General features: G+C 69.2%; 16 protein-coding genes. 11 read left to right on the top strand and 5 right to left on the bottom strand.

Annotated elements, in window-relative coordinates; translation table 11 throughout:
- Positions 1–96 precede the first annotated feature (96 nt).
- The 3 genes from IPG50_00080 to IPG50_00070 are packed head-to-tail and all read left to right on the top strand — an operon-like array spanning position 97 to position 2448.
- Positions 97–1623 (top strand): serine/threonine protein kinase, encoded by a 1527-nt coding sequence (locus IPG50_00080; GenBank protein ID MBK6690600.1) that lies wholly within the window; start codon positions 97–99, stop codon positions 1621–1623.
- Complete coding sequence (locus IPG50_00075; GenBank protein MBK6690599.1) at positions 1620–2165, top strand: hypothetical protein; 546 nt, start codon at positions 1620–1622, stop codon at positions 2163–2165. Before IPG50_00080 ends, IPG50_00075 begins: the two co-directional genes overlap by 4 nt.
- Positions 2125–2448: a hypothetical protein gene (locus tag IPG50_00070; GenBank protein MBK6690598.1), complete on the top strand. Its 324-nt coding sequence runs from the start codon at positions 2125–2127 to the stop codon at positions 2446–2448. Before IPG50_00075 ends, IPG50_00070 begins: the two co-directional genes overlap by 41 nt.
- Here the strand turns inward: IPG50_00070 and IPG50_00065 are convergent.
- On the bottom strand, positions 2426–3694 hold the full coding sequence (locus tag IPG50_00065) for a sigma 54-interacting transcriptional regulator (GenBank protein ID MBK6690597.1): 1269 nt from the start codon (positions 3692–3694) through the stop codon (positions 2426–2428). The genes IPG50_00070 and IPG50_00065 overlap by 23 nt on opposite strands.
- A gap of 155 nt (positions 3695–3849) precedes the next feature.
- On the opposite strand from IPG50_00065, the gene IPG50_00060 reads away from it, so the two are divergent.
- Positions 3850–5109: a hypothetical protein gene (locus IPG50_00060; protein MBK6690596.1), complete on the top strand. Its 1260-nt coding sequence runs from the start codon at positions 3850–3852 to the stop codon at positions 5107–5109.
- A gap of 74 nt (positions 5110–5183) precedes the next feature.
- Here the strand turns inward: IPG50_00060 and IPG50_00055 are convergent, their stop codons facing one another.
- The 3 genes from IPG50_00055 to IPG50_00045 form a co-directional block, all read right to left on the bottom strand.
- Positions 5184–6488 carry an adenosylhomocysteinase gene (locus IPG50_00055; protein ID MBK6690595.1) on the bottom strand — a complete coding sequence of 435 codons (1305 nt, stop codon included), beginning with the start codon at positions 6486–6488 and terminating at the stop codon, positions 5184–5186.
- A 58-nt stretch (positions 6489–6546) separates the two neighbouring features.
- Positions 6547–7536, bottom strand: a complete 990-nt coding sequence (locus tag IPG50_00050) for a metalloregulator ArsR/SmtB family transcription factor (GenBank protein MBK6690594.1) — start codon at positions 7534–7536, stop codon at positions 6547–6549.
- A gap of 137 nt (positions 7537–7673) precedes the next feature.
- Positions 7674–9542 carry a PD40 domain-containing protein gene (locus IPG50_00045; protein ID MBK6690593.1) on the bottom strand — a complete coding sequence of 623 codons (1869 nt, stop codon included), beginning with the start codon at positions 9540–9542 and terminating at the stop codon, positions 7674–7676.
- A 179-nt stretch (positions 9543–9721) separates the two neighbouring features.
- Here IPG50_00045 and IPG50_00040 point away from each other — a divergent pair, with 179 nt between their 5' ends.
- The 5 genes from IPG50_00040 (at position 9722) to IPG50_00020 (ending at position 18375) form a co-directional block, all read left to right on the top strand.
- Positions 9722–11695, top strand: a complete 1974-nt coding sequence (locus tag IPG50_00040) for a sulfatase-like hydrolase/transferase (GenBank protein ID MBK6690592.1) — start codon at positions 9722–9724, stop codon at positions 11693–11695.
- A gap of 94 nt (positions 11696–11789) precedes the next feature.
- Complete coding sequence (locus tag IPG50_00035; protein MBK6690591.1) at positions 11790–16889, top strand: hypothetical protein; 5100 nt, start codon at positions 11790–11792, stop codon at positions 16887–16889.
- Positions 16835–17500: a hypothetical protein gene (locus tag IPG50_00030; protein ID MBK6690590.1), complete on the top strand. Its 666-nt coding sequence runs from the start codon at positions 16835–16837 to the stop codon at positions 17498–17500. The genes IPG50_00035 and IPG50_00030 overlap by 55 nt, the downstream gene beginning before the upstream one ends.
- A 5-nt stretch (positions 17501–17505) precedes the next feature.
- A complete protein-coding gene (locus IPG50_00025; protein MBK6690589.1) occupies positions 17506–17781 on the top strand; it encodes a hypothetical protein in 276 nt (91 codons plus the stop codon).
- A 33-nt stretch (positions 17782–17814) separates the two neighbouring features.
- The gene (locus IPG50_00020; GenBank protein MBK6690588.1) at positions 17815–18375 is read left to right on the top strand and encodes an SMI1/KNR4 family protein; all 561 of its coding nucleotides are present in this window, start codon (positions 17815–17817) and stop codon (positions 18373–18375) included.
- Positions 18376–18436: 61 nt separating this feature from the next.
- Here the strand turns inward: IPG50_00020 and serC are convergent, their stop codons facing one another.
- Positions 18437–19531: a 3-phosphoserine/phosphohydroxythreonine transaminase gene (gene serC / locus IPG50_00015; protein MBK6690587.1), complete on the bottom strand. Its 1095-nt coding sequence runs from the start codon at positions 19529–19531 to the stop codon at positions 18437–18439.
- Between the two features lie 94 nt (positions 19532–19625).
- Here serC and IPG50_00010 point away from each other — a divergent pair, with 94 nt between their 5' ends.
- Positions 19626–21014, top strand: a complete 1389-nt coding sequence (locus tag IPG50_00010; GenBank protein ID MBK6690586.1) for an FAD-binding oxidoreductase — start codon at positions 19626–19628, stop codon at positions 21012–21014.
- Between the two features lie 89 nt (positions 21015–21103).
- Positions 21104–21322 (top strand): hypothetical protein, encoded by a 219-nt coding sequence (locus IPG50_00005; GenBank protein ID MBK6690585.1) that lies wholly within the window; start codon positions 21104–21106, stop codon positions 21320–21322.
- Positions 21323–21339 lie beyond the last annotated feature (17 nt).

The following is a 21339-nucleotide window of genomic DNA, read 5'->3' as shown; positions in this document are numbered from 1 at the left end:
GCGCCCGTGCGGTCGGTTCACGCGGGGCGCAGCGCCATCGTGACACCGAAGGTGCGCGAATGGGCAGCTTGTTGCGCAGCGCGAGGCGCTTCGCCGATGTGCCAGTGGGACCGCAGCCGGGCGGGCCTGGTAGACTCGCGGCTCGAGATGGAGCGCCTCGGTCGGTACGCGTTGTTCGACCTGCTCGCCTCGGGTGGCATGGCGTCCGTGTACCTCGGGCGTCTCGCCGGGGCGGCGGGCTTCTCCAAGACCGTGGCGGTCAAAGGGCTCCATCCGCACCTGGCCCGCGACCCTGACTTCAAGTCGATGTTCCTCGACGAGGCTCACCTCGCGGCGCGCATCCGGCATCCCAACGTGGCGAGCACCCTCGACGTCGTGTCTCGCGGCGACGAGCTCTTCATCATCATGGAGTTCGTGCACGGCGAGTCGCTTTCGCACCTGCAGAAGGCCAGCCGCGAACGAGGACTCGAGGTGCCGCTTCCCGTGGTCTCGGCGGTGATCAATGGCGTCCTCGCAGGGCTCCACGCGGCTCATGAGGCCACGAGCGAGACGGGCCTCGCGCTTGGTATCGTTCACCGCGACGTGTCTCCGCAGAACGTCATCGTCGGGGCCGACGGCATTACGCGGGTCATCGACTTCGGCGTCGCCAAGGCGGTCTCACGCGTCCACTCCACGCGCGGCGGCGAGATCAAGGGGAAGCTCTCGTACATGGCTCCCGAGCAGATCAACCGAGGCGAGGTCGATCGTCGCGCCGACGTCTACGCTGTCGGGGTCGTCCTTTGGGAGGTCCTCACGGGCCGACGACTCTTCGTCTCCGACGACGCGCTCGGAGTGATCCAACACGTGCTCACGGGCGAGGTGGCGGCCCCCTCGACGCTCCGGACGTTGCCGCCGACGCTCGACGCGCTGGTCGCTCGGGCCATGGCCAGGTCTCCCGGCGAACGCTTCGCCTCGGCGCTCGCCATGGCCGACGCCCTCGAAGCCGCGATTCCACCCGCGTCACCGCTCGCCGTCGCCAATTGGGTCAAGACCCTGGCCGGGGAGCGTTTGAACGCGCAGGCGGCGCGCATCGCCGAGCTCGAAGGCATCCCGCTCAAGGACGACGGGGCCGCAGACGCCGAGGTCATCGGCGGCGCAGCACTTCGCACGAGCGAGATCCTTCGCCTGTCCGACGCCGCCACCGCGGTGACGCCCGCCGCCGCTCCCGGCGCAAGCGCGGCGCGGGCCGAGCTCGTCTCCGCCCCGAGCGGGTCAACTCCATCGCCAAGGCCGCGACGATGGGTCATCGCTGCCCTGGTGGCCACGTCAGGCGCCGGGGCGTTCGCTGCCACGCGCATGCTCGCGCGCCCTGAGACCGTGCCGGCCGAAGCCGCGACGCTCGAGGCGCAGCCACCGTCCGCGCTTGCGCTCACCGTCGCGTCGTCGTCCGTCGACGCGGCAAGCCCAGTTCGGCTCGACGCCGCCGTGTTGGGGGACGCGGCCGCGGTGATGGCCGCGACGAGCGCCGCACGTGCCCCCTCGGGGATTGCGCCCCGGCAAAAACGCGTCAAGCCGGGCTGCAGCGTGCCGTTCAGCATTGACCCGCAGACGGGCGTTCGCCGATACAAACCGGAATGCCTGTGACTCGCCGCGCCCTGGCCGTGCCCGCGACACTCGCATGCCTCGCCCTCACGCAGGTCGCTGCTGCCGACACCGACCCGCCGACCAAGGAAGCATGCGTCGAAGCGCACGCGTCAGGGCAGCTCCTGCGCCATGAAGGCAAGTGGCTCAAGGCGCGACAGCAGTTCTTGACCTGTGTCGCGGACAGTTGTCCTGCGGTTTTGCGACGCGAGTGCTCTCCCTGGCTCCTCGACCTTGAAGCCCGCACGCCGACCTTGCTCGTGGTCGCCAAGGATGAAAACGGTCAGACGCTACGCGACGCGACGGTGACCATCGACGGCGACGCGGCCGCCGCCACGATCGCCATCACCTCGGTGCCGGTCGACCCCGGAGAGCATGTCATCCGGATCACCGCCAGCTTCGCGCCGGCGCTCGAGAAGCGCATCGTCCTCCCGCGACGGCGAACGAAATGCGCGGCTCGACGTGGTCATTCCTTCTCCAGCAAGGGCCGCGCAGTCAGCGGCGATGGATCGCTCTTCCGAGCCGCCAACGGCGCGTCGAGCTAGCTTGGTGCCGCCGCTCGTCGCCTCGGGCTTCGCGGTCCTCGGGCTCGGGGTCTTCACGACGTTCGCCCTCGTCGGCAAGTCGCAAGAAAACGCGAGAGCAGCGTCTTGCGGGCCCCGCTGCAGCGATCAGCAGCTTCGACCGGTCGAACAGAGCTACCTCATCGCGGACATTGGCCTCGCGGTGGGAGTCGTTGCAACGGCGACGGCGGCCGTCTTGTTCCTCACAGGCAACGGCGGAAGCAGCGCGCTGAGGCGCCAGCTCAAGGACCGCGGCGCTTCGTGAGACCGTACGCCGAGAGACGCGAGACCAACGTTCGACGCGAGATGCCAAGGATGTCAGCGGCCCGCCCTTGGTGGCCTCCCGCTTGCTCCAACGCCGCGACGATCTTTGCCCGCTCGAAGTCAGCGACTTCTGTGCGCAACGCGTCGCCGCGGTCGGGCGCCGCCGGAACGGATGGGGACGCCGGGCCCGGTGGCGCCATGGGTCGGTAGGGCGCCTCCACCAGCAGGTGCTCGCGGCCGATGGTCTCCCCTTGCGAGAGCACGACGGCGCGCTCGACGGTGTTCTTGAGCTCGCGGATGTTGCCAGGCCAGGTGTGGGCCTGGAGCGCGGCCTCCGCGGCGGGCGTGAAGCGGGGCGCGCTCATGCCCTTAGGCGTGGCGCGCGCGACAAACTCGCGCGCCAGAGGCATGATCGCGTCGGGGCGTTCGCGAAGCGGCGGAATCGTCAGGGTGATGCCGTTCAAACGGAAGTACAGGTCGCGACGGAACGCCCCTTCCTCGACGAGTCGCGGGAGCTCGCGGTTCGTCGCCGCAACAAATCGCACGTCGATGGGGCGGGGCTCGAGGCCGCCCACGCGGAGCACTTCGCGGTTCTCAAGGACGCGGAGCAGTTTCGCCTGCGTGGAGAGCGGCATCTCGCCGACCTCGTCGAGGAACACGGTGCCGCCGGCGGCGGCCTCGAAGAGGCCCATCTTGCTCGCCACGGCGCCGGTGAACGAGCCCCGCTCATGACCGAACAGCTCGCTCTCGAGAAGTGTCTCGGTGAGCGCGGCGCAGTTGAGCCGCATGAAGGGCCCGGAGGCGCGGCGCGAGCCCCGGTGGATGCGCTCCGCCATCAACTCCTTGCCCACCCCCGTTTCGCCAACGAGCAACGTAGACAGTTCGCTGTTCGCGACGAGTTGCGTGAGCCGCTCGGTGTCGAGGCCTGGTGTCTTGGAAGCACCGGACGTCTCGGGTGACGAGGCGCCGCCGTGGCGCTGCATCACGATGACGACGGCGCCCGCCTCGATCACCGCGCCGTGCTCCACGCCCACGCGAACGTGCGGCGGGATCGGGCGCCCCGCGACCCGTGTACCGTTGCTGCTGCCAAGGTCTTCAACGGTCAACGCAGCCCCGACATGCACGGCAACATGCTTGCGTGAGAGCGACGGGTGGAGCACGTGCAGATCGCACTCAATGGCTCGGCCGATGACGAACGATGTCCCTTCGGCGATCTCGCGGACCGCCGTGCCCCCCTCCCAGAGGATCGTGAGGCGTGCGCCAACGGGGCCCGCCGACCAGGCAAAGGACTGCGTCTTCTGGTTCGTCGGATCGGTCACCGCCTCGGAGCCTACCAGGGTCCAGGGGCTTCGGCCCTGAGCCACCGACCACCGCTCGCCCCTCTGGTAGGATCTCGCCACGCATGCGTTGGCGAGCGCCGCTCCTCCTCACGCTCCTGCTCGCGGCGGGACCTTCGGCCTGTACGCTGCTGAACGGCCTCGACTATCTCAAGGATGGCGCAAGCGCGCCGGTCGCGCTCGTCGAGGCCGGCGCGGCTCTTGAAGCGAGCATCGTTGACGGGAATCCGGAGGGCGGCGGCCCCGCCGAAACGCTAGCGGTCGCCGCCAACTACGGTGCGTGCGCCGTCACGCGCTCGGGAGACGTGTTCTGCTGGGGCGACGGGGCCATCCTTCCGGACCCCGAATTTCTGCCGCGAGACGACGCCGGGAAGCCCTACGCGGCCACCCCAAAGCGCATCAACGTCGGCGAAGCGGCCCGCAGCGTCGGCGTCAGCTGGGGCGCCGCTTGCGCGGCGACCGCCTCGGGCAAGGTCGTGTGCTGGGGCCTCGCCTCGTACGGCCAGTTGGCACGGGGGCCCGGTTTCAACTTTGCGTCGCAGCGCCCGGGCCCTGCCCTCACGCAAGCCTCGACGGCGCTCGAAGGAGCGACGGCGGTCGCCGGCGGCGCGCACCACCTCTGCGCCCTCGCGGGGGTCGCGACGCTTTGCTGGGGCCTCAACAACTACTACGAGATGGGACTTCCCCTGCTCGACAGCTACGCCTTTGCAACGGCAACGAACCTCGGCGCCGGCAAGGCGCTGACGACCGGCGCAGACTTCACCTGCATCCTGACCGCTCCGGGCGCGCTGCGATGTGTCGGCTCGAACAACGAAGGCCAGCTGGCGGGCCCCATCGCAAAGGCGGGCGATCCTAGCGAGAAGTCCTTCGCCCGCCCCCTCGTCGGCGTAAGTGCCGGAGAGCACCATGGCTGTGTGGTCGACGATGCGAACACGCTCCGCTGCTGGGGAAGGAACACGGCGGGTCAGGCCGGAGGTGGCGCCTCGCCGGCACCGCCACAAGAAGTCACGCTGCCCGACCCGGTTCGCAACGTCGCCGCGGGCCGCGACTTCACGTGCGCGACACTCACGTCAGGGAAGGTCGCGTGTTTCGGGGTGAACGATGCTGGTCAACGCGGCCTCCCGCCGGGGACGGCGCCGAGCGCCGCGAATCTCGTCGCCGGCGTCGAAAGCGCGGTCGGCGTGACGGCAGGCCAGAACTTCGCCTGCGCGCGGCTGGCCGATGGCGCTGTGCACTGCTGGGGCGCTAACGACGTCGGGCAACTCGGCGACGGAACGACCGTGTCGCGGCACACCCCACGCCCGATCCTCACGCCCGACGGCTGACCGCGACAAAGACAAGGGCCGCGGCGCACTGAACGCCGCGGCCCTCGAATCGATCCGCGCGAGGCGGTCGGCGATCAGTAGCGGTAGTGCTCGGGCTTGAAGGGGCCGTCTTGCGGGACGTTGAGGTATTCGGCCTGGTCCTTCGAGAGCTGCGTCAGCTCCACGCCGAGCTTGCCGAGGTGGAGCGCGGCGACCTTCTCGTCGAGCTTCTTCGGGAGCACGTGCACGCCGAGGGGGTAGTTCTTCGTCTCGGTCCAGAGCGCGATTTGCGCGAGGACCTGGTTCGAGAACGACGTCGACATGACGAACGACGGGTGGCCGTTGGCGCAGCCGAGGTTCACGAGGCGACCGCGGGCGAGGAGCGTGATCTTCTTGCCGTCGGGGAAGACGAACTGGTCGACCTGCGGCTTGATGTTCACTTCCTTGATCTCGGGGTTCTTCTCGAGCCACGCGACGTCGATCTCGCAGTCGAAGTGGCCGATGTTGCACATGATGGCCTGATCCTTCATGGCCTTGAGGTGCTCGGGGCGAACGACGTTCATGCAGCCCGTCGCCGTCACGAAGATGTCGGCTTGCGGGGCCGCCTTCTCCATCGTCGCCACCTGGAAACCTTCCATCGCCGCCTGGAGGGCGTTGATGGGGTCGATCTCCGTGACGATGACGCGGGCGCCGTAGCTGCGGAGCGAGTGCGCGCAGCCCTTGCCGACGTCGCCGTAGCCGGCGACGCAAGCGACCTTGCCGGCGAACATGACGCCGGTGGCGCGCTTGATACCGTCGGCAAGCGACTCGCGACAGCCGTAGAGGTTGTCGAACTTCGACTTGGTGACCGAGTCGTTGACGTTGATGGCGGGGACCTTGAGGGTGCCCTTCTTGTGCATCTCGTAGAGGCGGTGCACGCCCGTGGTCGTCTCCTCGGACAGGCCGCGGATCGGATCGTTGCCGGTGAAGAGCTCGGGGTGCTTCTCGTGGCAGATGATCGTGAGGTCACCGCCGTCGTCGAGGATCATGTTCGGGCCCTTGCCGCCCTTGAACGCCTTGAGCTGCATCTCGATGCACTCGTTGTATTCCTCCTCGGTCTCGCCCTTCCAGGCGAAGACGGGGATGCCGGCGGCGGCGATGGCCGCGGCCGCGTGATCCTGCGTCGAGAAGATGTTGCACGTCGTCCAGGTGACTTCCGCGCCGAGCTCGATCAGCGTCTCGATGAGGACAGCCGTCTGCACGGTCATGTGCAAGCAGCCGGCGATGCGCGAGCCCTTGAGCGGCTTCTGCTTGCCGAACTCCGCGCGGAGCGCCATGAGGCCCGGCATCTCGGTCTCGGCGATGGTGATCTCTTTGCGGCCCCAATCGGCGAGCGAGATGTCTTTGACCTTGTAGTTCATCGTCCTTCTCCTGTTTCTCAAAGCTCGCGACGTGAGGGTCCGAGCACCGTTGTTCGTGTCATGTCTCGGCGGGCGAACCCGCGGATCTCTTCTTCGCGACAAGGACCTGCCATGGCAGATGCGCGTCGGGCCCAGCCGCGCCAACGAGCGCGCCGAAAATGGGCGCGACGCGAGCTTCGGCGAAGCCGGCGCCCTCGGCCATGGCGCGAAGGTCCGTCGGTTCGAAGCCGAGCCACACGTCCGCATGGGCGCGCATGGCCTCGTCCTCGTGGGGCGCGTAGTCGACCACAACAGCGGCACCGCCCGGCGCCAGCAGTCGCAAGAGCGACGCGAGCAGCTCCGGCGGTCGCGGCGCATGGTGGAGCAATCGGACGGCGAAGACGACGTCGGCGCCACCGCGCTCCGCAGCCATGCGCTCCACGTCAGGGGCACCCACCTCGCCGAGCGCCAGGGCGACGTTGCCGAAGCCGCGGCGCGTGATTCGCTCGCGCGCGCGCGCGAGTTGCGCCTCCGAACGATCGAGGGCGACGACCTCGTCGAAGGAAGGCGCGAGCACGTCGAGGAGGCCACCGTCGCCGGTCCCGGCGTCGATGGCGAAGCGGCGGCGCGGCAGGAGCATCGAGAGCGCGGCGAGGTAGGCGCCGAGCTCGCTCGCGGGCCCCGCGTCCGTCTTGGAGCCGCGTGGGCTCTCGAAGTACTCGCGCGACGCGGCGTCGCGAGCGCGCACCACGTCGAGCACGCGGGCCAAGCTCCCATCGGCGGAGCAGAGGCCGTGGCCGCTGCCGAGCGCGTCCGCGACCACGGGATCGCGCCGCACTTCGTCACGGAGCTTCACCAGCGAACGTGTCCCCTGCGTCCGGAGCGCGACGAGGCCGGCGGCGCGGAGCGGCGCCACGTGCCGTGACACGTTCGGCTGGCTCTCGCCGAGGATCTCCGCGAGCTCGCCGATGGTGAGCTCCTCCGCGGCGGTCAGGGCGAGGAGCCGCAGGCGCACGGGCTCCGCGAGGACGCGGTACAGATCCCAGCGGGTCGCGGTGACGTCCTGCACACGGCGCATTTATACACGCATACGAATAGATGCAAGCATCGGCAGCGCCCGCAGGGGCAAGACCGACACTTTGCATGCTAATTGCCGGCCTTGGGCGAGGACCGCCGGCCGCCGAGGCGAGGCTATTTGTCGATTCGTTACCGATTGTTACGACGCCTGCGAAGGACGAGTCCCACGAGCGCGGCGAAGGAGCCAAAGGCGGCGACGCCGGAGGCGCCCGCCGTCCCTATTGTGCAGAAGGTCCCGGACGAAGCGCCATTCCCGATGCCGAACTGCGACTTGCCGTTCACTGGCTTGAGGAGAACTCGCGGAGCGCCGCCGAGGGGCGAGGAGATGACCATGGCTGTCGCACCGCTGTCGCCGGCGTCTACCGTCACAGCTTGCTGCGGCCAAACGAGCATCGCGCCCCCGGCCACCCAACGTGGTCCCACGGTCATGTGGGACGAGCCGTATTGCGGAACGCCGCGGTCCGGCGCGCCCGGATAAGGCGACGGCGGAGTGAGGCCGTCGACGGACAACTGCCAGATGGCCATGTTGCTCACGCCCGCGCCGGCGTCGAAGCCAGGCTCGCCGCGGGTGAAGGCCACTTGCGTCCCATCGGGGGAGAGCGCGAAGTCCCCCACCAAGGCGGCCAGGGGTCCGCCATCGGCGGGCGGCAAGTTCGTGAGGTTGCGAACGACGGAACACGCCTTCGTTGTGGGATCGGGGCGCATGACCACAAGATCGCGAGCGCCCGGTTTGCCCGCGTCGTTCATCGCCGTGCGCACCGCGACTAGAACGTCGCCGCCCGGGAGGAACGCGAACTGGATGGGACGCGTATCCGGCACCGCGCCACCATCGCCCTGCAGACCGACGCTCTTGCAGGTCATGTGAACGGCCGGTGTCGCGCCATCTTGATCGCTCGCGACGACGATGCGCCAGGCGTTGCCACCGAGGAGTTGCACCCATCCAACTTGCGTGTCGTTGACCCAGTCGATCGACGTGTCGGTGTACGAAAACAGGCTCACGGACGCGTCACCAACGGCGCCACCGTCCGCGCGCGCGACATAGGGCGCCAACACCTTTCGTTGGGTCGCATCGGGGGCGATGGTGATCACACGGTCACCGCTCGCCTGGCGCAACACGTAAGCGATGCGCTGCCCGTTGGGCGAAAACTGCGGGTGGAGGAACGTGTCGCCGCTGGTCGCTTCATCAAGTTTGAAGGGAGCCTGGCTACACGTGGCGTTTGCGCCAACGAAGAACAAGCGCGAGACGTCGCCCCCCGCGTCGCCGCCCCGAGCGATCCCCGCGTAGACGACCTTCGACTCGCCGCCCGGCGGCGCCTCCCAATAGTCGGAGCTGAGATACGAGCTGGTGAGGGCCGTCGTGTCGAGGCTGCCACCGTCGTAGAGGTTGCAGCTCAGGTTCTTGACGCCCGCGTCGGTAATCGTGGCGGCAGCGCGCACGCCGCCGCGATAGAGCGCGCCTCCGGCGCCAGCGTCCTCCGAATAGAGGAAGAACGCCTGCGCTTCGAAGGCCTTCACGGTTACGATCTTTTCGCCCGAGACTCCGCCCGCCGTGATCACGAGCTTGAGGACGTAGTCGCCGACCTTGTCCGGCGCAAAGGACGGCTTCGCGCTGCCGGCGTTGAAGAGCGCCGCGCTTACCACCGCGCTGCCAGCGGGAGCGGACTCCACGGTCCACTTGTAGGTCGAGGGCGCGGCGGGCACGACAGAGCTGCCGCTCCCGTCAACGAGGGCCTGCTGACCCAGGTAGACGTTGAGATCGGAGGCCACGACGGTAATGACGGGCGGCGACGCGACGTCCGCGACGGTGCCATCCACAACCGTCGAACCATCAGTCGAGGTGGGGGAGCCCGTGTCGGCGCCCGGGGAAACAGCGCCGTCTTCCGCGGGTGCCGGGGACGAGCCGCCGCCGTTCGTGTCGGAGTCGCCGCAGCCGGCCACTCCCGCGGCGAGCTGAGCTCCCATCGCACCGAGGACCACAACGAATCGATATGCGCGCATCTCTCCTCCGAGGCCACGACGGCGCCCCCAAGGGGGCCGCTCGCGGCGCGGGTAGGCTACGGGCACCGTGCCCCCCTCTCAATGCGAAATCGCAGCGCCTTGCCGGAAAATCGGCCCCGTGGTCTAGTCCCTTCGCGCGGACCGTCACGCTCCGCCGCGAGACCCTCGAGCCCCGCCCTGTGAACGAAGTACGGCAGCACCCGGGCGCACAAGCGGGCCCCTCCCCGGCCCTCGAGCCAGACGTCGAGCGACGTGTGGCATCGGCCTCGTCGCCGTCGCCGTCGCGCGCGCGGGCCCGCGCCAGGGCCCGCCGCTTGCTCGGTTACGGCCTCCTCGTCGTCCCCGCCCTCGCGGTCCTTGCCCATGACCTCGCGCGACGCGGCGATCGCATCCGCCACTTCGACGCCAACGGACTCTTCTTTTACGCCGCGTCCTTGCTCTTTGGAGCGGTCCTGTGGGGCGGGCTCCTCGTCGCGGCGTCACGCCGTCGCGGTCGTGGCCGCTGGGCGGCCTTGGTGGCGGCGGCCTTCGGCGCCGCGTTTGCGATCGGCTGCCAGGGCTACACCTTCGCGCGCTACGCCGTTTACATGGACCATCAGGCGGTCCTCGTCGGCACGTCGATGCTCCCGAGCATTGGCCAACAACTCTGGAGCGATCGCGCGACCTTCGCCGCGACCCTCTTGCCCCCGCTCGCCCTTGCGCTCGCGCTCCCCATGCTGTTGCGCGCCGTTGCGCCCACGAGGCCGACGGGCGCGCGACGCGCCCTCGATCTGTCCGTCGTGGCGTTCTTGTGCGCGACCCAGATCGACCCGGGTCGGGGCGCCGAACAAGGGCAGCCGCCGGACGTGCTCTACCTCTCCGCGATGGGGCAGCTCTCGCGAGCGAAGTGGGAGAAGAACGAGACCGTCGAGCGCGTTCACCCGGGGCCGCGAACGCCCATCGCCGTGCCCCGACTCGAGGCCGCGCCCAAGGCGAAGCGCAACGTCCTCTTCGTGGTGACCGAATCGGTCCGAGCGCAGAGCGTGTGCAGCGCTCCGCGCGAGGAGTGCCTCGTGACGCCGTTCTCCAATCGCGCCGTGCCGGCGCGCATCGGCCTCGAGCAGATGCGCGCGCTCGACTCGACGACGGCTGTCTCACTGGCCGTCATGTGGACCGGCCTTCGCCCCGAGGCGCCACGCGGCGAGCTCCACTCGGCGCCGCTCGTGTGGGAATACGCTCGGGCTGCGGGCTTCGACACAGCCTATTGGACGTCGCAAAACCTCATGTTCGGCAACAGCGGCGTCTGGCTGGAGGGCATTCCGTTCTCGAAGTTCATCAGTGCGACGCAGCTCGAGCCGGGATCTACCCTCGAGATTGGCGCCGACGACAGCGCCGTGGTGGACGTCGCCCTCCGGGAGGTCGCTCAGCTTCGCGCGCCGTTTTTCGCCGTGGTGCACCTTTCGAACACGCACTTCCCCTACAAGATCGACCCTTCCTTCGCGCCCTTTCAGCCGCAAGAAGAGGCGACCGGCCCCGGCTACGAGGTGGAGATCAAGAACCGTTACCACGACGCGCTCTACCTCCAAGACCGCGCGCTCGCGCGCCTGATGACCGGACTCCGACAAGGCGCCCACGGAAGCGACACGGTCGTCGTGTTCACGTCCGATCACGGCGAGCAGATGCGTGAGAAGGGTGCCGTGGGCCACACTGGGACCCTCTATGAGGAGGAGATTCGCGTGCCGTTCTGGGTCGACGCTCCGCCGGCGACACTCGCCGCCGATGAACGCCGGTCGCTCGAAGCGTTGACGAAGACGCCGCTCACGCACGCCGACGTGTTGCCCACGCTGCTTGACCTCATGGGTGTGTGGGACGCTCAACCGATCGTCGAGCGCAAGCGAGCGATGTTCGGGGAGAGCCTGCTACGCGGCGGCTCGACGCCCGATCGGGCCGTCTTTCTGACCAACTGCACCGAGCTTTGGCAATGCGCCTTCAAGAATTGGGGCGCCATGCGCGGCACCAAGAAGCTCATCGCCAACCAGGCCGATCACACGTGGCGCTGCTTCGACTTCATCGCCGATCCGGAGGAAACGCAGGATCTCGCCTTGGAGCGCTGCGGGCACGACCTGCTCGGGTTCGCCGAGCGCGTCGGCAAAGGCCGCCCCTTCGGCCGATAGCGCTCGCGCCGCTTATTTATCTACCGAGCCCGGTCCGCCGCGAGTCCACGATTCGCCTTACGCTCCCGCCCCCTATCGTGCGAGCATCGACGCCGTGGACAACCGGCGTGATCCACCGGGCAGCAAGGTCGACGGGCGAAGCAAGCCGCCGCCGCTGCCGCCGAGCGTGCGCCCTCGCAGCGTGCCTCCTCCGCTTCCTGTAGCGGCGCCGCCCTCCGAATCGGAGCTCCCCATCGACGTGGAGATCCCCGTCGACATCCCCATCGCGCTCGACTCGGCGTCGGACCTCCACTCCATCGATCAATCGATCGATCGACTCTTGGCCATGGCCGACTCGGACTGGGATCCCGACGCGCAGGCCTTGACGCTGAAGCGCGTGGCGGCTCCGAAGGCCAAGCTTCAACCGTCCTCGCAGTCGAAGCTGCCGGCGGTACAAATCCCGACGCCCTACGAGTTGGCGCCGACCCTCTTGCCGCGCACACCGTCCAAGGCTCCCCCACCCTTGCCGGGCCGCCCTAGCAAGGGACCGCCGCCACTTCCGCCGGGCGTGTCCTCACCACCGGCGCGCGCCGATCAGACCTCGCCGCCGCCCGCGGTCCGCGCCAGCGCCGTCGGCACACCGAGCCAGAGCGAGCTCGTGGATCTCCTGACGGCACGCATCTCCGTCCTCGAGGCCAGCGGCGATCGCGTCGGCGTCGCCCGCGCGAACCTCGAGATGGCCATCGCCGCCGACATGCTCCTCGGCGACGACACGCGCGTCATGGCGCACGCGGAAGCGGCGGTGCGAGCCGATGGTCACCTCGCTGCGGCGCACGCGGTGCTTCGGCGCAAGAAGCACGGACGCGCGAACCTCGGCGCGATGTTGGGCCACTTGGAGCGCGAGATCAGCGCCGCCCGCGACGAGACCGGCGCCATTGCGCTGCTCGTCGAGCGCGCGCGGCTGAAGGACGCCATGGGTGAACAGCCGGAGCAAGTCCGCTCCGCCTGGGAGCACGCCCTCGCGCGCGCGCCGCATCACCCGGCCGCGCTCAAGGGGCTCGAGGTCGAGCTCTACAGCGAAACGAGCCGACCCGACGCCGACCGACGCGGCGACGCCTTTGAGAGTCTCGCCGGACACCTTGCGCGGATGGCGGACGCCTACGCCGATGCGCCGGGGCTCGCGGCGTGGTTGCACGTCGAGCGCGCGAAGCTCCTCGAAGGCCGACTCGGTCGCCTCGACGCGGCGCGCGGCGCCCTTGAGCGCGCCCTCGCGCTGGACTCATCCATCGGCGCGGTGCGCGACGCCTGCTTCCGGCACGTCGCAAGCCACGACGACGCCGCGTCGATGGCGGGGCTCTTGTCGGAGGAGGCCGAGCTTGAGCCGTCGCAGGAGCGCGCCGCTCGCCTCGATCTCTACGCCGCGGCCATTCTGAGCGAGCGCCTCGACGACCGCGCCCGCGCCGTCGCGCTGCTCGAGCGCGCGACCAAGCGCCCCCACGCGGACCCGGTCGTTCATCGAATGGTGCTCGACGCCATCGTGCGCCTCCGAGAGCGCGAAGGAAATTTCGAAGCCGCCCGCGAGGCGCGCCGCGCGCGTCTCTCGCACATGCGCGATCCGGCGCTCAGGGCCCACGAGCACCGCACGTTGGCGCGCGTCTCGGAGCGCATCGACGACCGCGAGGGCGCAATCCTCGAGACCACGTCGGCGCTGGCCATCGACCCCAACGACGCGACGCTCGCGGAGGCGCTTGATCGCTTGTTCGCCGCCGCGGGGCTCCACGAGCAGCGGGTGAGCTTCTGGAACAACGAGGCGGCGCGCCACGACGAGCCGGCGAAACGCGGTCGCGCGCTCCGCCGCGCAGCACAGATCACCGACAGCGTCTTGAACCGCACGCACGACGCCATTCGACTCCTCCGCGGAGCTTGGGTCGCGGCACCGGGCGATTGGGAGGTGCTCGACGCGCTGTCGCGGCTCCTCGCGGCGCCACCCACGGAGACCGTTGATCACGACACGCGTGCCCGCATCGACCTCTTCGTGCAAGCGGCCGAGAGCACCGCCGACGTCGGGCGCAAGCTCGCCTACCTCGAGAAGGTCGCCTTCCTCTGGGAGGAGGTCGTCGGCGATGCGCGGCGCGCCGCCGCCACCTACGACGAGATTCTCAAGCTCGATCCGAATCGCAGGACGGCCATCTTGGGCCTCGGCCGCGCCGCTGCGCGAGCGGGAGACGATCGGGCGCTCTCGCGAGCGCTGCTCGACGAGGCGCGCCTCGCCGGCGACGGCGTCGACGCCCTCACGTTGCGCGTACGTGCGGCCTCGGCGCTGGCCCGTGTCGACGCCGACCGGGCGCTCGCGCTGGTGCGGCAGGTCATCGAGCAGGATCCCGCGCACAACGCCGCCGGTGCCCTCGAGACGCGCCTCCTCGAGGAAGCCGGCCAGTGGCCCCGCGCCGCCCAGTCGCTCCTAAGGCGCATCGACACGTTAGGCCAAAGCAAGGACGCGCTGTCGCTGTGGCTCGACTTGGCGCGCGTGCTCGAGATTCATCTCCGCGACGTCAAAGGCGCCCTCGAAGCGCTCCGCGAGGCGCGGCACCTCGACCCGCTTCACCCGGTACCTCCAGAAGAGATCGCTCGCCTCCTCGAAACCGCGGAGGATTGGGCCGGGTTGCGCGACGCATTCGAGAACCTCGCGTCGTCGGCGCCAACGGTCGAGGAGCGGCTGCGCTTCTTGATCCGCGCCGGCGAGATCGACGAACTGCGCTTGCGCGACGACGCGCGCGCCGCCAAGACCTACGCCCAAGCCTATGAGCTCAGCGACGTCGGCGAGCTCGTCGGCGAGCGACTCGCCGCGGTGCTGGCGCGCCGCGCCACGCAAGCGCGCATGAGGGGCAATCACGCCGACGCGGTGACGATCGTGGGCGAGCTGGCGGCGCTCATGCAACGGCGCGTCGAGCGGGCGCCCGAGCCCAGGCGTCCGCACCTCGCCTTCGACCTGGCGGAGCACCTGCTCGAAGCCGGCCGCGACACGACGCAAGTGTTGAGGCTCGCGGAGCTCGTGCTCGAGGCCATCCCCGCTCACGTGGGCGCGCACCGCATTGTTGAGCACACGACGGCGCGCACCGGCGACTGGACGGCACACGGCAAGGCCCTCCTCAGGCAGGCTGAGATCCTCCCCGACGCGAGCGCCAAGGTCGGTCTCCTCTGGGAGCTCGCGGCCCTCGAAGAGTGGAAGCTCGGCTCGGCGCAGAGCGACGTCACGTACGGGCGCATCCTCGCCATCGACCCGTCGGATCCGGGTGCCCTCGAGGCCCGGCTGCGGCGCGAGCTGCCGTCGGCGCGACGCGGCGACGCGGACGCACAAAAGCACGTCATTGTCGCCCTTCGCTCGCTCATCGCCAGCGCCTCCGACGATGGCTCGAAGCTCGCCATGGAGCTGCGCCTTGCGCTCCTCCTCGAGGGCGCCACGGGAGGGGATGGCCCGGCCTCGCGCGAGGCGCTCTCGCACTACCGCGCCGCGCTCAAGCTCGACGACCTGTCGGTGACGGCCGCCACCGGCCTCGCGCGCACGGCGACGCGCCTGCGCGACACCGAAGGCGCCGTGGCCGCGGCCTGCGCCCTCGCCGAGCTGGCCACCGAACCGGTCGCACGGGGGCGCTACCTCGTGGAGGGCGCCGAGCTCCTGCTCAGCACCGAGGCCGACGACCGCCTCGGTTCCTATTTCGAGCGACGCCAGAAGGCCTGCGGCCTCTTGGAGCGGAGCCTCGAGGGCGACGCCGACTCTCTCCCGGCAGCGACGCTGCTCGCGGCGGTTCGCGGCGAAGACAACGCCGGCGAGCGGCTCATCGACCCCTTGCGCTCTGCGCTGCGGCGCGCCACCAGCGTCGATGCCATCGTGTTCTATGGAGGCGAGATCGCTCGCATCGCACGCGACGATCTCGGCGACCTGCCGCTGGGCATCGACGCCTTGCGGCGCGTCCGCGCCGTCGCGCCCGACCACGCGGCGTCACTCCTTACGCTGAGTGAGCTCTTCATTGCGCAGCGCTCCTGGCCGGAAGCCGTCGACGCCCTCGAAGCCGTCGTGCAGCTCGCCAAAGAGGTCTCGCCTCGCCTCACTGCCCTCTTCGCCCTCGCGAGCATTTACGAGCACGTCCTCGAGAAGTCCGACGAGGCGGAGCGCGCGCTCCGCGCCGCCTTGGACCTCGACGCCACCAGCGCGCGGGCCCTGCGCGCTCTCATTCGGCACATCAGCACGCATCACGCGCCCAACCTCGAGGCGCTATCGCAGGAAGATCTCACGGAGGTGACGCACCTCTTGGCGAAACTCGGCGAAGTCGAGGAAGAGCCTGAGGCGCGCTGCGACATTTTGCTGCAGCTTGCAGATATTCGCCTGCGCCTCGGCAACGCCGCCGGCGCGGAGCTGGCGCTCATCGAAGCGGTGGCGCGCACCCCGGCAGCGACAAGGCCTTCCAAAGGCTCCAGTCGATTCATCGCATCGGCAATGATCCCTTGCGCGCCGAGCCGCGGGCGCAGATCGCCTACGCTCGAGCCCCTTGGACAAATCGTCGCCCGTGGCCGCGAGCTGGGCGTGAGCCACGGCCCCTGGTACGCGACGCTTGGCGCCCTCGAGACGGAAGCCTTGGGTCGCCTCCGCGACGGCATCGCGCACCTTCAACGCGCCGTTCAGCTCGACCCGGAGCGCGGCGAGATCCGCCATCGGCTGGCCCGCGCCTTCGCGAAGTCGGGCGCCCACGACGAGGCGATCCGCACGATCATGGCGATGGTAGCGCCATCGCCGGCGTTGCTCCTCTCGGTCGCCGACCCGCGAGCGCCGCTCGCCGATCTCGAGGCCTCCTTCGCCGCGGAACGTCGCGGTGAGGAAGCCCTCGTCGTCAGCGAGCTGCGCGCCCTTGGCGGCGACCTCGACGAAGGCCGCCTCGACTGGCTGAAGAAGCGGCGCCTCCGGCCGCGCGAGAGCAACGCCGGCGAGCTCGACCGCCCGACGCTCGTCAGCCACGTGCTGCCGGCCGAGGGACGCCACGTTCTTCTTGAGGTTGCGGCCGCCGTCGCGGGGCTCGAGACAAAGGTCCTGCGCGCCGACGTCGCCGAGCTCGGGCTCTCCTCGCGCGATCGCATCTCGTCGCGGAGCGGCACCCGACGCGCGCGTTGCTCGACCGCCTGCTCGACACGCTCGGCCTCGCGGACATCGAGCTCGTCGTGACCCACGCCGTCGCTCGGACGCGCGTCTTGGCGCAGGACACGCTCTGGATCGTCGCGCCGCTGAGCCTCGCCGAGGCGCCCGAGCCGGTGCAGCTCGCGGCCCTTGGGCGCGCTCTCACGCGCATCTCGCTCGGGGCGCCATGGCTCGAAGAGCTGCCCGCTCCCCACGTCGAGGCGTATGTCGTGGCTTGCGCGAGGCAGGTGGTCCCAGGGTACGGCGGCGACGACCTCGACGTCCTCGCGACCAAGCTCGTCGCGCACTACGAACCGCTCGTGGCTCGCTCCATTGGACGCAAGCAGAAGAAGCTCCTCGAAGAGCTCGCCGTTCACCTGACGTCGCCCGACGGGCGGCTCGTCCCCATGGAGCCCTTCATTCATGCACTGGCGCGCGCCGAGGTCCGGTCTGCCATGCTGCTGACGGGTGACGTTCTGGCGACCCTGGAGGACCTACGAACCCTCGATCCGGGCCTCGCCCGCGCAACCGAGGTGCCGGGGCCCCGCTGCCTCGGGAGCTTCCTGGAGCACGCCTTTGGCGGCGACGTTTGCCGCTACGCCATGAGCGGCGAAGCCATCGCTCTGCGGCGTCGCATCGGGACGACCTGGACTAGCTAGGCCCTTTGCCCTTACCCTGCACCGGTCCGGCGGCCTCTTGCCAAGCCGGCCTCACGGAGACCTCGATGCGCGGCCATTTGTCCCCCTCCATCAAAGCCCAGATCACGGACGCGCAGAAGCGCTTCCAGACGCTCAGCCGCGCCAGGCGCTCGAAGCTCGCCAAGGTCGCGCAGACCACGCTCCTCAAAGCCGATCGCTGGGCCCACGGCGGCCAGGTGACGAGCGAAGTCGCGGAAGCCATCGAACGCGCCCTCAGCGCCGCCGGCCCCAAGAAGAAGTAGTAGGGCGAGCCGGAGCCGATCGTCGGTCGCGAGATGAAGGAGCAGTGGCAAAAGATCGAGCTCTGGCTCGGTGCCAACGTGGCGGGGGTCCTCGAGACGCTCTTGCCCGGGGCCACCTTGCCGGAGATTCAGCGCGCCGAGGAGATCCTCGGCGTGACGCTGCCCGACGAGATGCGCGAAGCCTACGCCATCCACAACGGTCAGGCCCTCGACCAAGCCACCGCGGGCTACGGCCTCGTCGCGGGCCATGAGCTCCTGCGCCTCTCGCACATCACAGCGGCGTGGCGCGGCTACAAGCAGCAGTACGACGAAGGCACCTTCGACGTAATGCCCGAGCCGGCGGAGGGCGTGAAGGACGACTTCTGGAACCCGCGATGGATTCCCATCACCACCATGGGCGCCGGCGAGCATTACTGCATCGACCTCGACCCAGGCCCCGGCGGTTCCGTCGCGCAGATCATCCTGTGGACCCGCGACGGGCATCGCAGCGTGGTCGCGCGGAGCTTCCACGACTGGTTCGCGCAGTTCGCGAGGGATCTCGAAGAGGGCAACTACACAGTGGCCCGCCCGAGCATGACCAACGAAGCGGACTGAGCGAGCCGCGCAGAAAGGCTAGCGCTGGGCGCGGCCCAATGCCGAGCGCTCGGCGGTCCGCTCAGCCTCCGAACGTTTTCATGAAGTCGGCGAGCGCCTTTGCCCACTCGACGCTGACGGCGTTGTAGAGGGACACGCGGACACCGCCGACGCTGCGGTGGCCCTTGAGGCCTACCATGCGCGCCTTCTTGGCCTCCGCGACGAAGCGGTCTTCGAGCTCCGGGGTCGGCAAGCGGAAGACGACGTTCATCACGGAGCGCGACGCCGCGTCCACGGGGCAGCGATAAAAGTCAGATCGCGCGTCGATGGCGCCGTAGACGAGCGCGGCCTTCTCGCGGTTCCGCTTCTCCATGGCCGGGAGGCCGCCTTCGCTCTTCACCCACGAGAGGACATTGCGAACGAGGTAGATCGCGAAGGTGGGCGCCGTGTTGTAGAGCGACTTGTTCTCAGCGATGGTCTTGAATGAGAAGATCTTCGGCAGCGCAGCGCCGGCCCGGTCTAGGAGATCTCTGCGAATCATCGCGATGGCGACGCCGCTCGGCCCCAAGTTCTTCTGCGCCCCCGCGTAGATCATCGCGTAGCGGCTCACGTCGACGGGGCGCCAGCCAAAATCGCTCGACATGTCACAGATGACCGTGTCGCCGAGCGCCGGCATCTCATGGAACTGAATGCCGTGGATGGTCTCGTTGCTGGTTACGTGCCGATAGACGGCCGCACCGTCGAGCTTGAGTTCGTCCTCGCGCGGCACGCGCCGGTAAGACTTGTCGGACTCCACGGTCGTGGCGGCGACGCGGAGATTCGCGCCGACGAGCTTCGCAGCCGGCGTGCCTTCGCTCATGGCCTTCTCACCCCAAGCGCCGTTGACGAGCACGTCGGCCGACTCGCCGGGGCGGAGGAAGTTCATGGGGATCGTCGCGAAGGCCTGCGTCGCGCCGCCCTGGAGGAACACGATCTCGTGGGAGGCCGGCACGGCGAAGATCTCGCGCAGCAGCGCCAGCGCCTCGTCGTGGACCGCTTCGTACTCCTTCCCGCGGTGGCTGTGCTCCATGACGCTCATGCCAGTGCCCGCGAAGTCGAGCAGCTCGTCTCTGGCGCGCTCGAGGGCGGCGAGAGGAAGCGTGGCGGGACCGGCGTTGAAATTGAGCGCACGCTGCATAGGAGGGTCTCCTTCGAAGGACGCCAGAGACTACCACCGGGAGCCGAACCCAGCCGTTCCGCTTCGAGCTGAAGACGCCTAAGCTGCTCGGCCCATGTCGGTTGCGCTGCTGCTGGATGCCCTCGAACGACACTTGCCGCCGGGTACGCTCTCGCGCGAGGCCGGGGATCTTGTCACCTACGGCCGCGACTGGACCAAGGTCCACGAGCCGGCCCCCTGCGCCGTAGCGCTGCCATCGTCAGCGAGCGACGTCGCGACCGTCGTTCGTTGGGCTAACGAAAACAAGGTCGCGCTCGTCCCTTCGGGCGGCCGCACGGGCCTCGCCGCCGGCGCGGTTGCGGCGCGAGGCGAGCTCGTCGTGTCCCTCTCGCGGATGCGCGCCATGGGTGAGGTCGACACGGTTGGCGCGACGTTGCGAGTCGAGGCTGGCGCGATCACCGAGGCGGTCCACGAGCACACGAAGCCGCACGGGCTCACGTGGCCTGTCGACTTTGCCTCGAAGGGCTCCAGCACCGTCGGCGGCAACATCGCCACCAACGCTGGCGGCGTGAAGGTCATTCGCTACGGGCTTACGCGCCAGTGGGTGCTTGGCCTCGAGGTCGTGCTCCCGAACGGCGAGCTCATCGCGCCCGGCGGCTCCCTGGAGAAGAACAACAGCGGGCTCGATTTGCGTCAGCTCTTCATCGGCTCCGAGGGCACGCTCGGCATCGTCACCGCGGCGACGCTCAAGCTGACGCGCATTCCCGAAGCCCTCGACGTGATGCTCTTCGCTGTCGCCGATCTCACGGCGGTGCTGACGCTCTTTTCCGCGGCCCGCAAGGGCCCGTTCACGATCTCGGCTTACGAGTGTTTCACGGACGCGTGCCTGTCGCGGCTCATGCGGCACCGCAACGTCGCATCGCCCTTTGGCGAGCCGCACTCCCACTTCGTCCTCCTCGAGGTCGAGACGGCCGAGCGCGCGGCGCTCGAGGCATGGGTCGCCGACGTCTTCGAGCGAGGCCTCGCGAACGACGGCGTCATGGCGCAACACGGCGGCGAAGCGGCCCAACTTTGGACGCTGCGCGAAGGGATCAGTGAGAGCCTCTCGGCGACGGGGTTCCCGCACAAGAACGACATCTCGCTCCCCATCGCCGAGCTCTTGCCGTTCACGACGGCGCTCGAAGAGCTCATGGCTTCGCGCTATCCGGGCTGGGAAATCTGCCTCTTCGGTCACATCGGAGACGGCAACTTGCACGTGAACATCATGAAGCCCGACGCGATGGCGAAGGACGACTTCTTGGCGAAGACGAAGGACGTCGACGGTGACATGTTCCGTTTGGTGCAACGGCACCGAGGGTCCATCTCGGCCGAACACGGCATCGGCCTCTTGAAGAAGCCGTACCTGTCGTTCACTCGCTCGCCCGAAGAGCTGTCGGTCATGCGCGCCGTCAAGGCCGCGCTCGACCCGAACAACGTCATGAATCCTGGAAAGATCTTCGACTGAGGCCGACGACCGACAGCGGGCTGGAACGTGTGCGCCACCGCTTCAGCCAAACCATCGCCTCTCCCATTTGGCTGTGCGACACTGAAGCCATGCGGCAAGGGTGGCGTCTCCTCGCGCTGCTCCTCCTAGGTGGCTGCCTCGACGTCGACTCGCTGGTCGGTGCCCCGACCGCGAGCGATGGTGGCGGCCCCGACGGGTCGCTCGTCGGCGCTGACGCTGGCGCCGATGCTCGTACCATCGAGGGCGGCCCTGTCGTGGTGCCGCCCTTGGGGTTTGCGCTGCGCCTGTCTCGGAGCGCGTCACGCTAGATCGCGGTGACGCCTTC

The sequence above is a fragment of the Myxococcales bacterium genome, from assembly GCA_016703425.1.
GTDB lineage: Bacteria > Myxococcota_A > Polyangia > Polyangiales > Polyangiaceae > JADJCA01.
The sequence above is the reverse complement of the archived record's forward strand: the minus strand, read 5'-3'. Positions and strand labels throughout refer to the sequence as shown.

Excerpts from the sequence above, each read along its gene's own strand:
- IPG50_00080 (MBK6690600.1), top strand. The coding sequence starts at position 97 with ATGTGCCAGTGGGACCGCAGCCGGGCGGGCCTGGTAGACTCGCGGCTC.
- IPG50_00070 (MBK6690598.1), top strand. The coding sequence starts at position 2,125 with ATGGATCGCTCTTCCGAGCCGCCAACGGCGCGTCGAGCTAGCTTGGTG.
- IPG50_00060 (MBK6690596.1), top strand. The coding sequence starts at position 3,850 with ATGCGTTGGCGAGCGCCGCTCCTCCTCACGCTCCTGCTCGCGGCGGGA.
- IPG50_00055 (MBK6690595.1), bottom strand. The coding sequence starts at position 6,488 with ATGAACTACAAGGTCAAAGACATCTCGCTCGCCGATTGGGGCCGCAAA.
- IPG50_00045 (MBK6690593.1), bottom strand. The coding sequence starts at position 9,542 with ATGCGCGCATATCGATTCGTTGTGGTCCTCGGTGCGATGGGAGCTCAG.
- IPG50_00020 (MBK6690588.1), top strand. The coding sequence starts at position 17,815 with ATGAAGGAGCAGTGGCAAAAGATCGAGCTCTGGCTCGGTGCCAACGTG.
- serC (MBK6690587.1), bottom strand. The coding sequence starts at position 19,531 with ATGCAGCGTGCGCTCAATTTCAACGCCGGTCCCGCCACGCTTCCTCTC.
- IPG50_00010 (MBK6690586.1), top strand. The coding sequence starts at position 19,626 with ATGTCGGTTGCGCTGCTGCTGGATGCCCTCGAACGACACTTGCCGCCG.
- IPG50_00005 (MBK6690585.1), top strand. The coding sequence starts at position 21,104 with ATGCGGCAAGGGTGGCGTCTCCTCGCGCTGCTCCTCCTAGGTGGCTGC.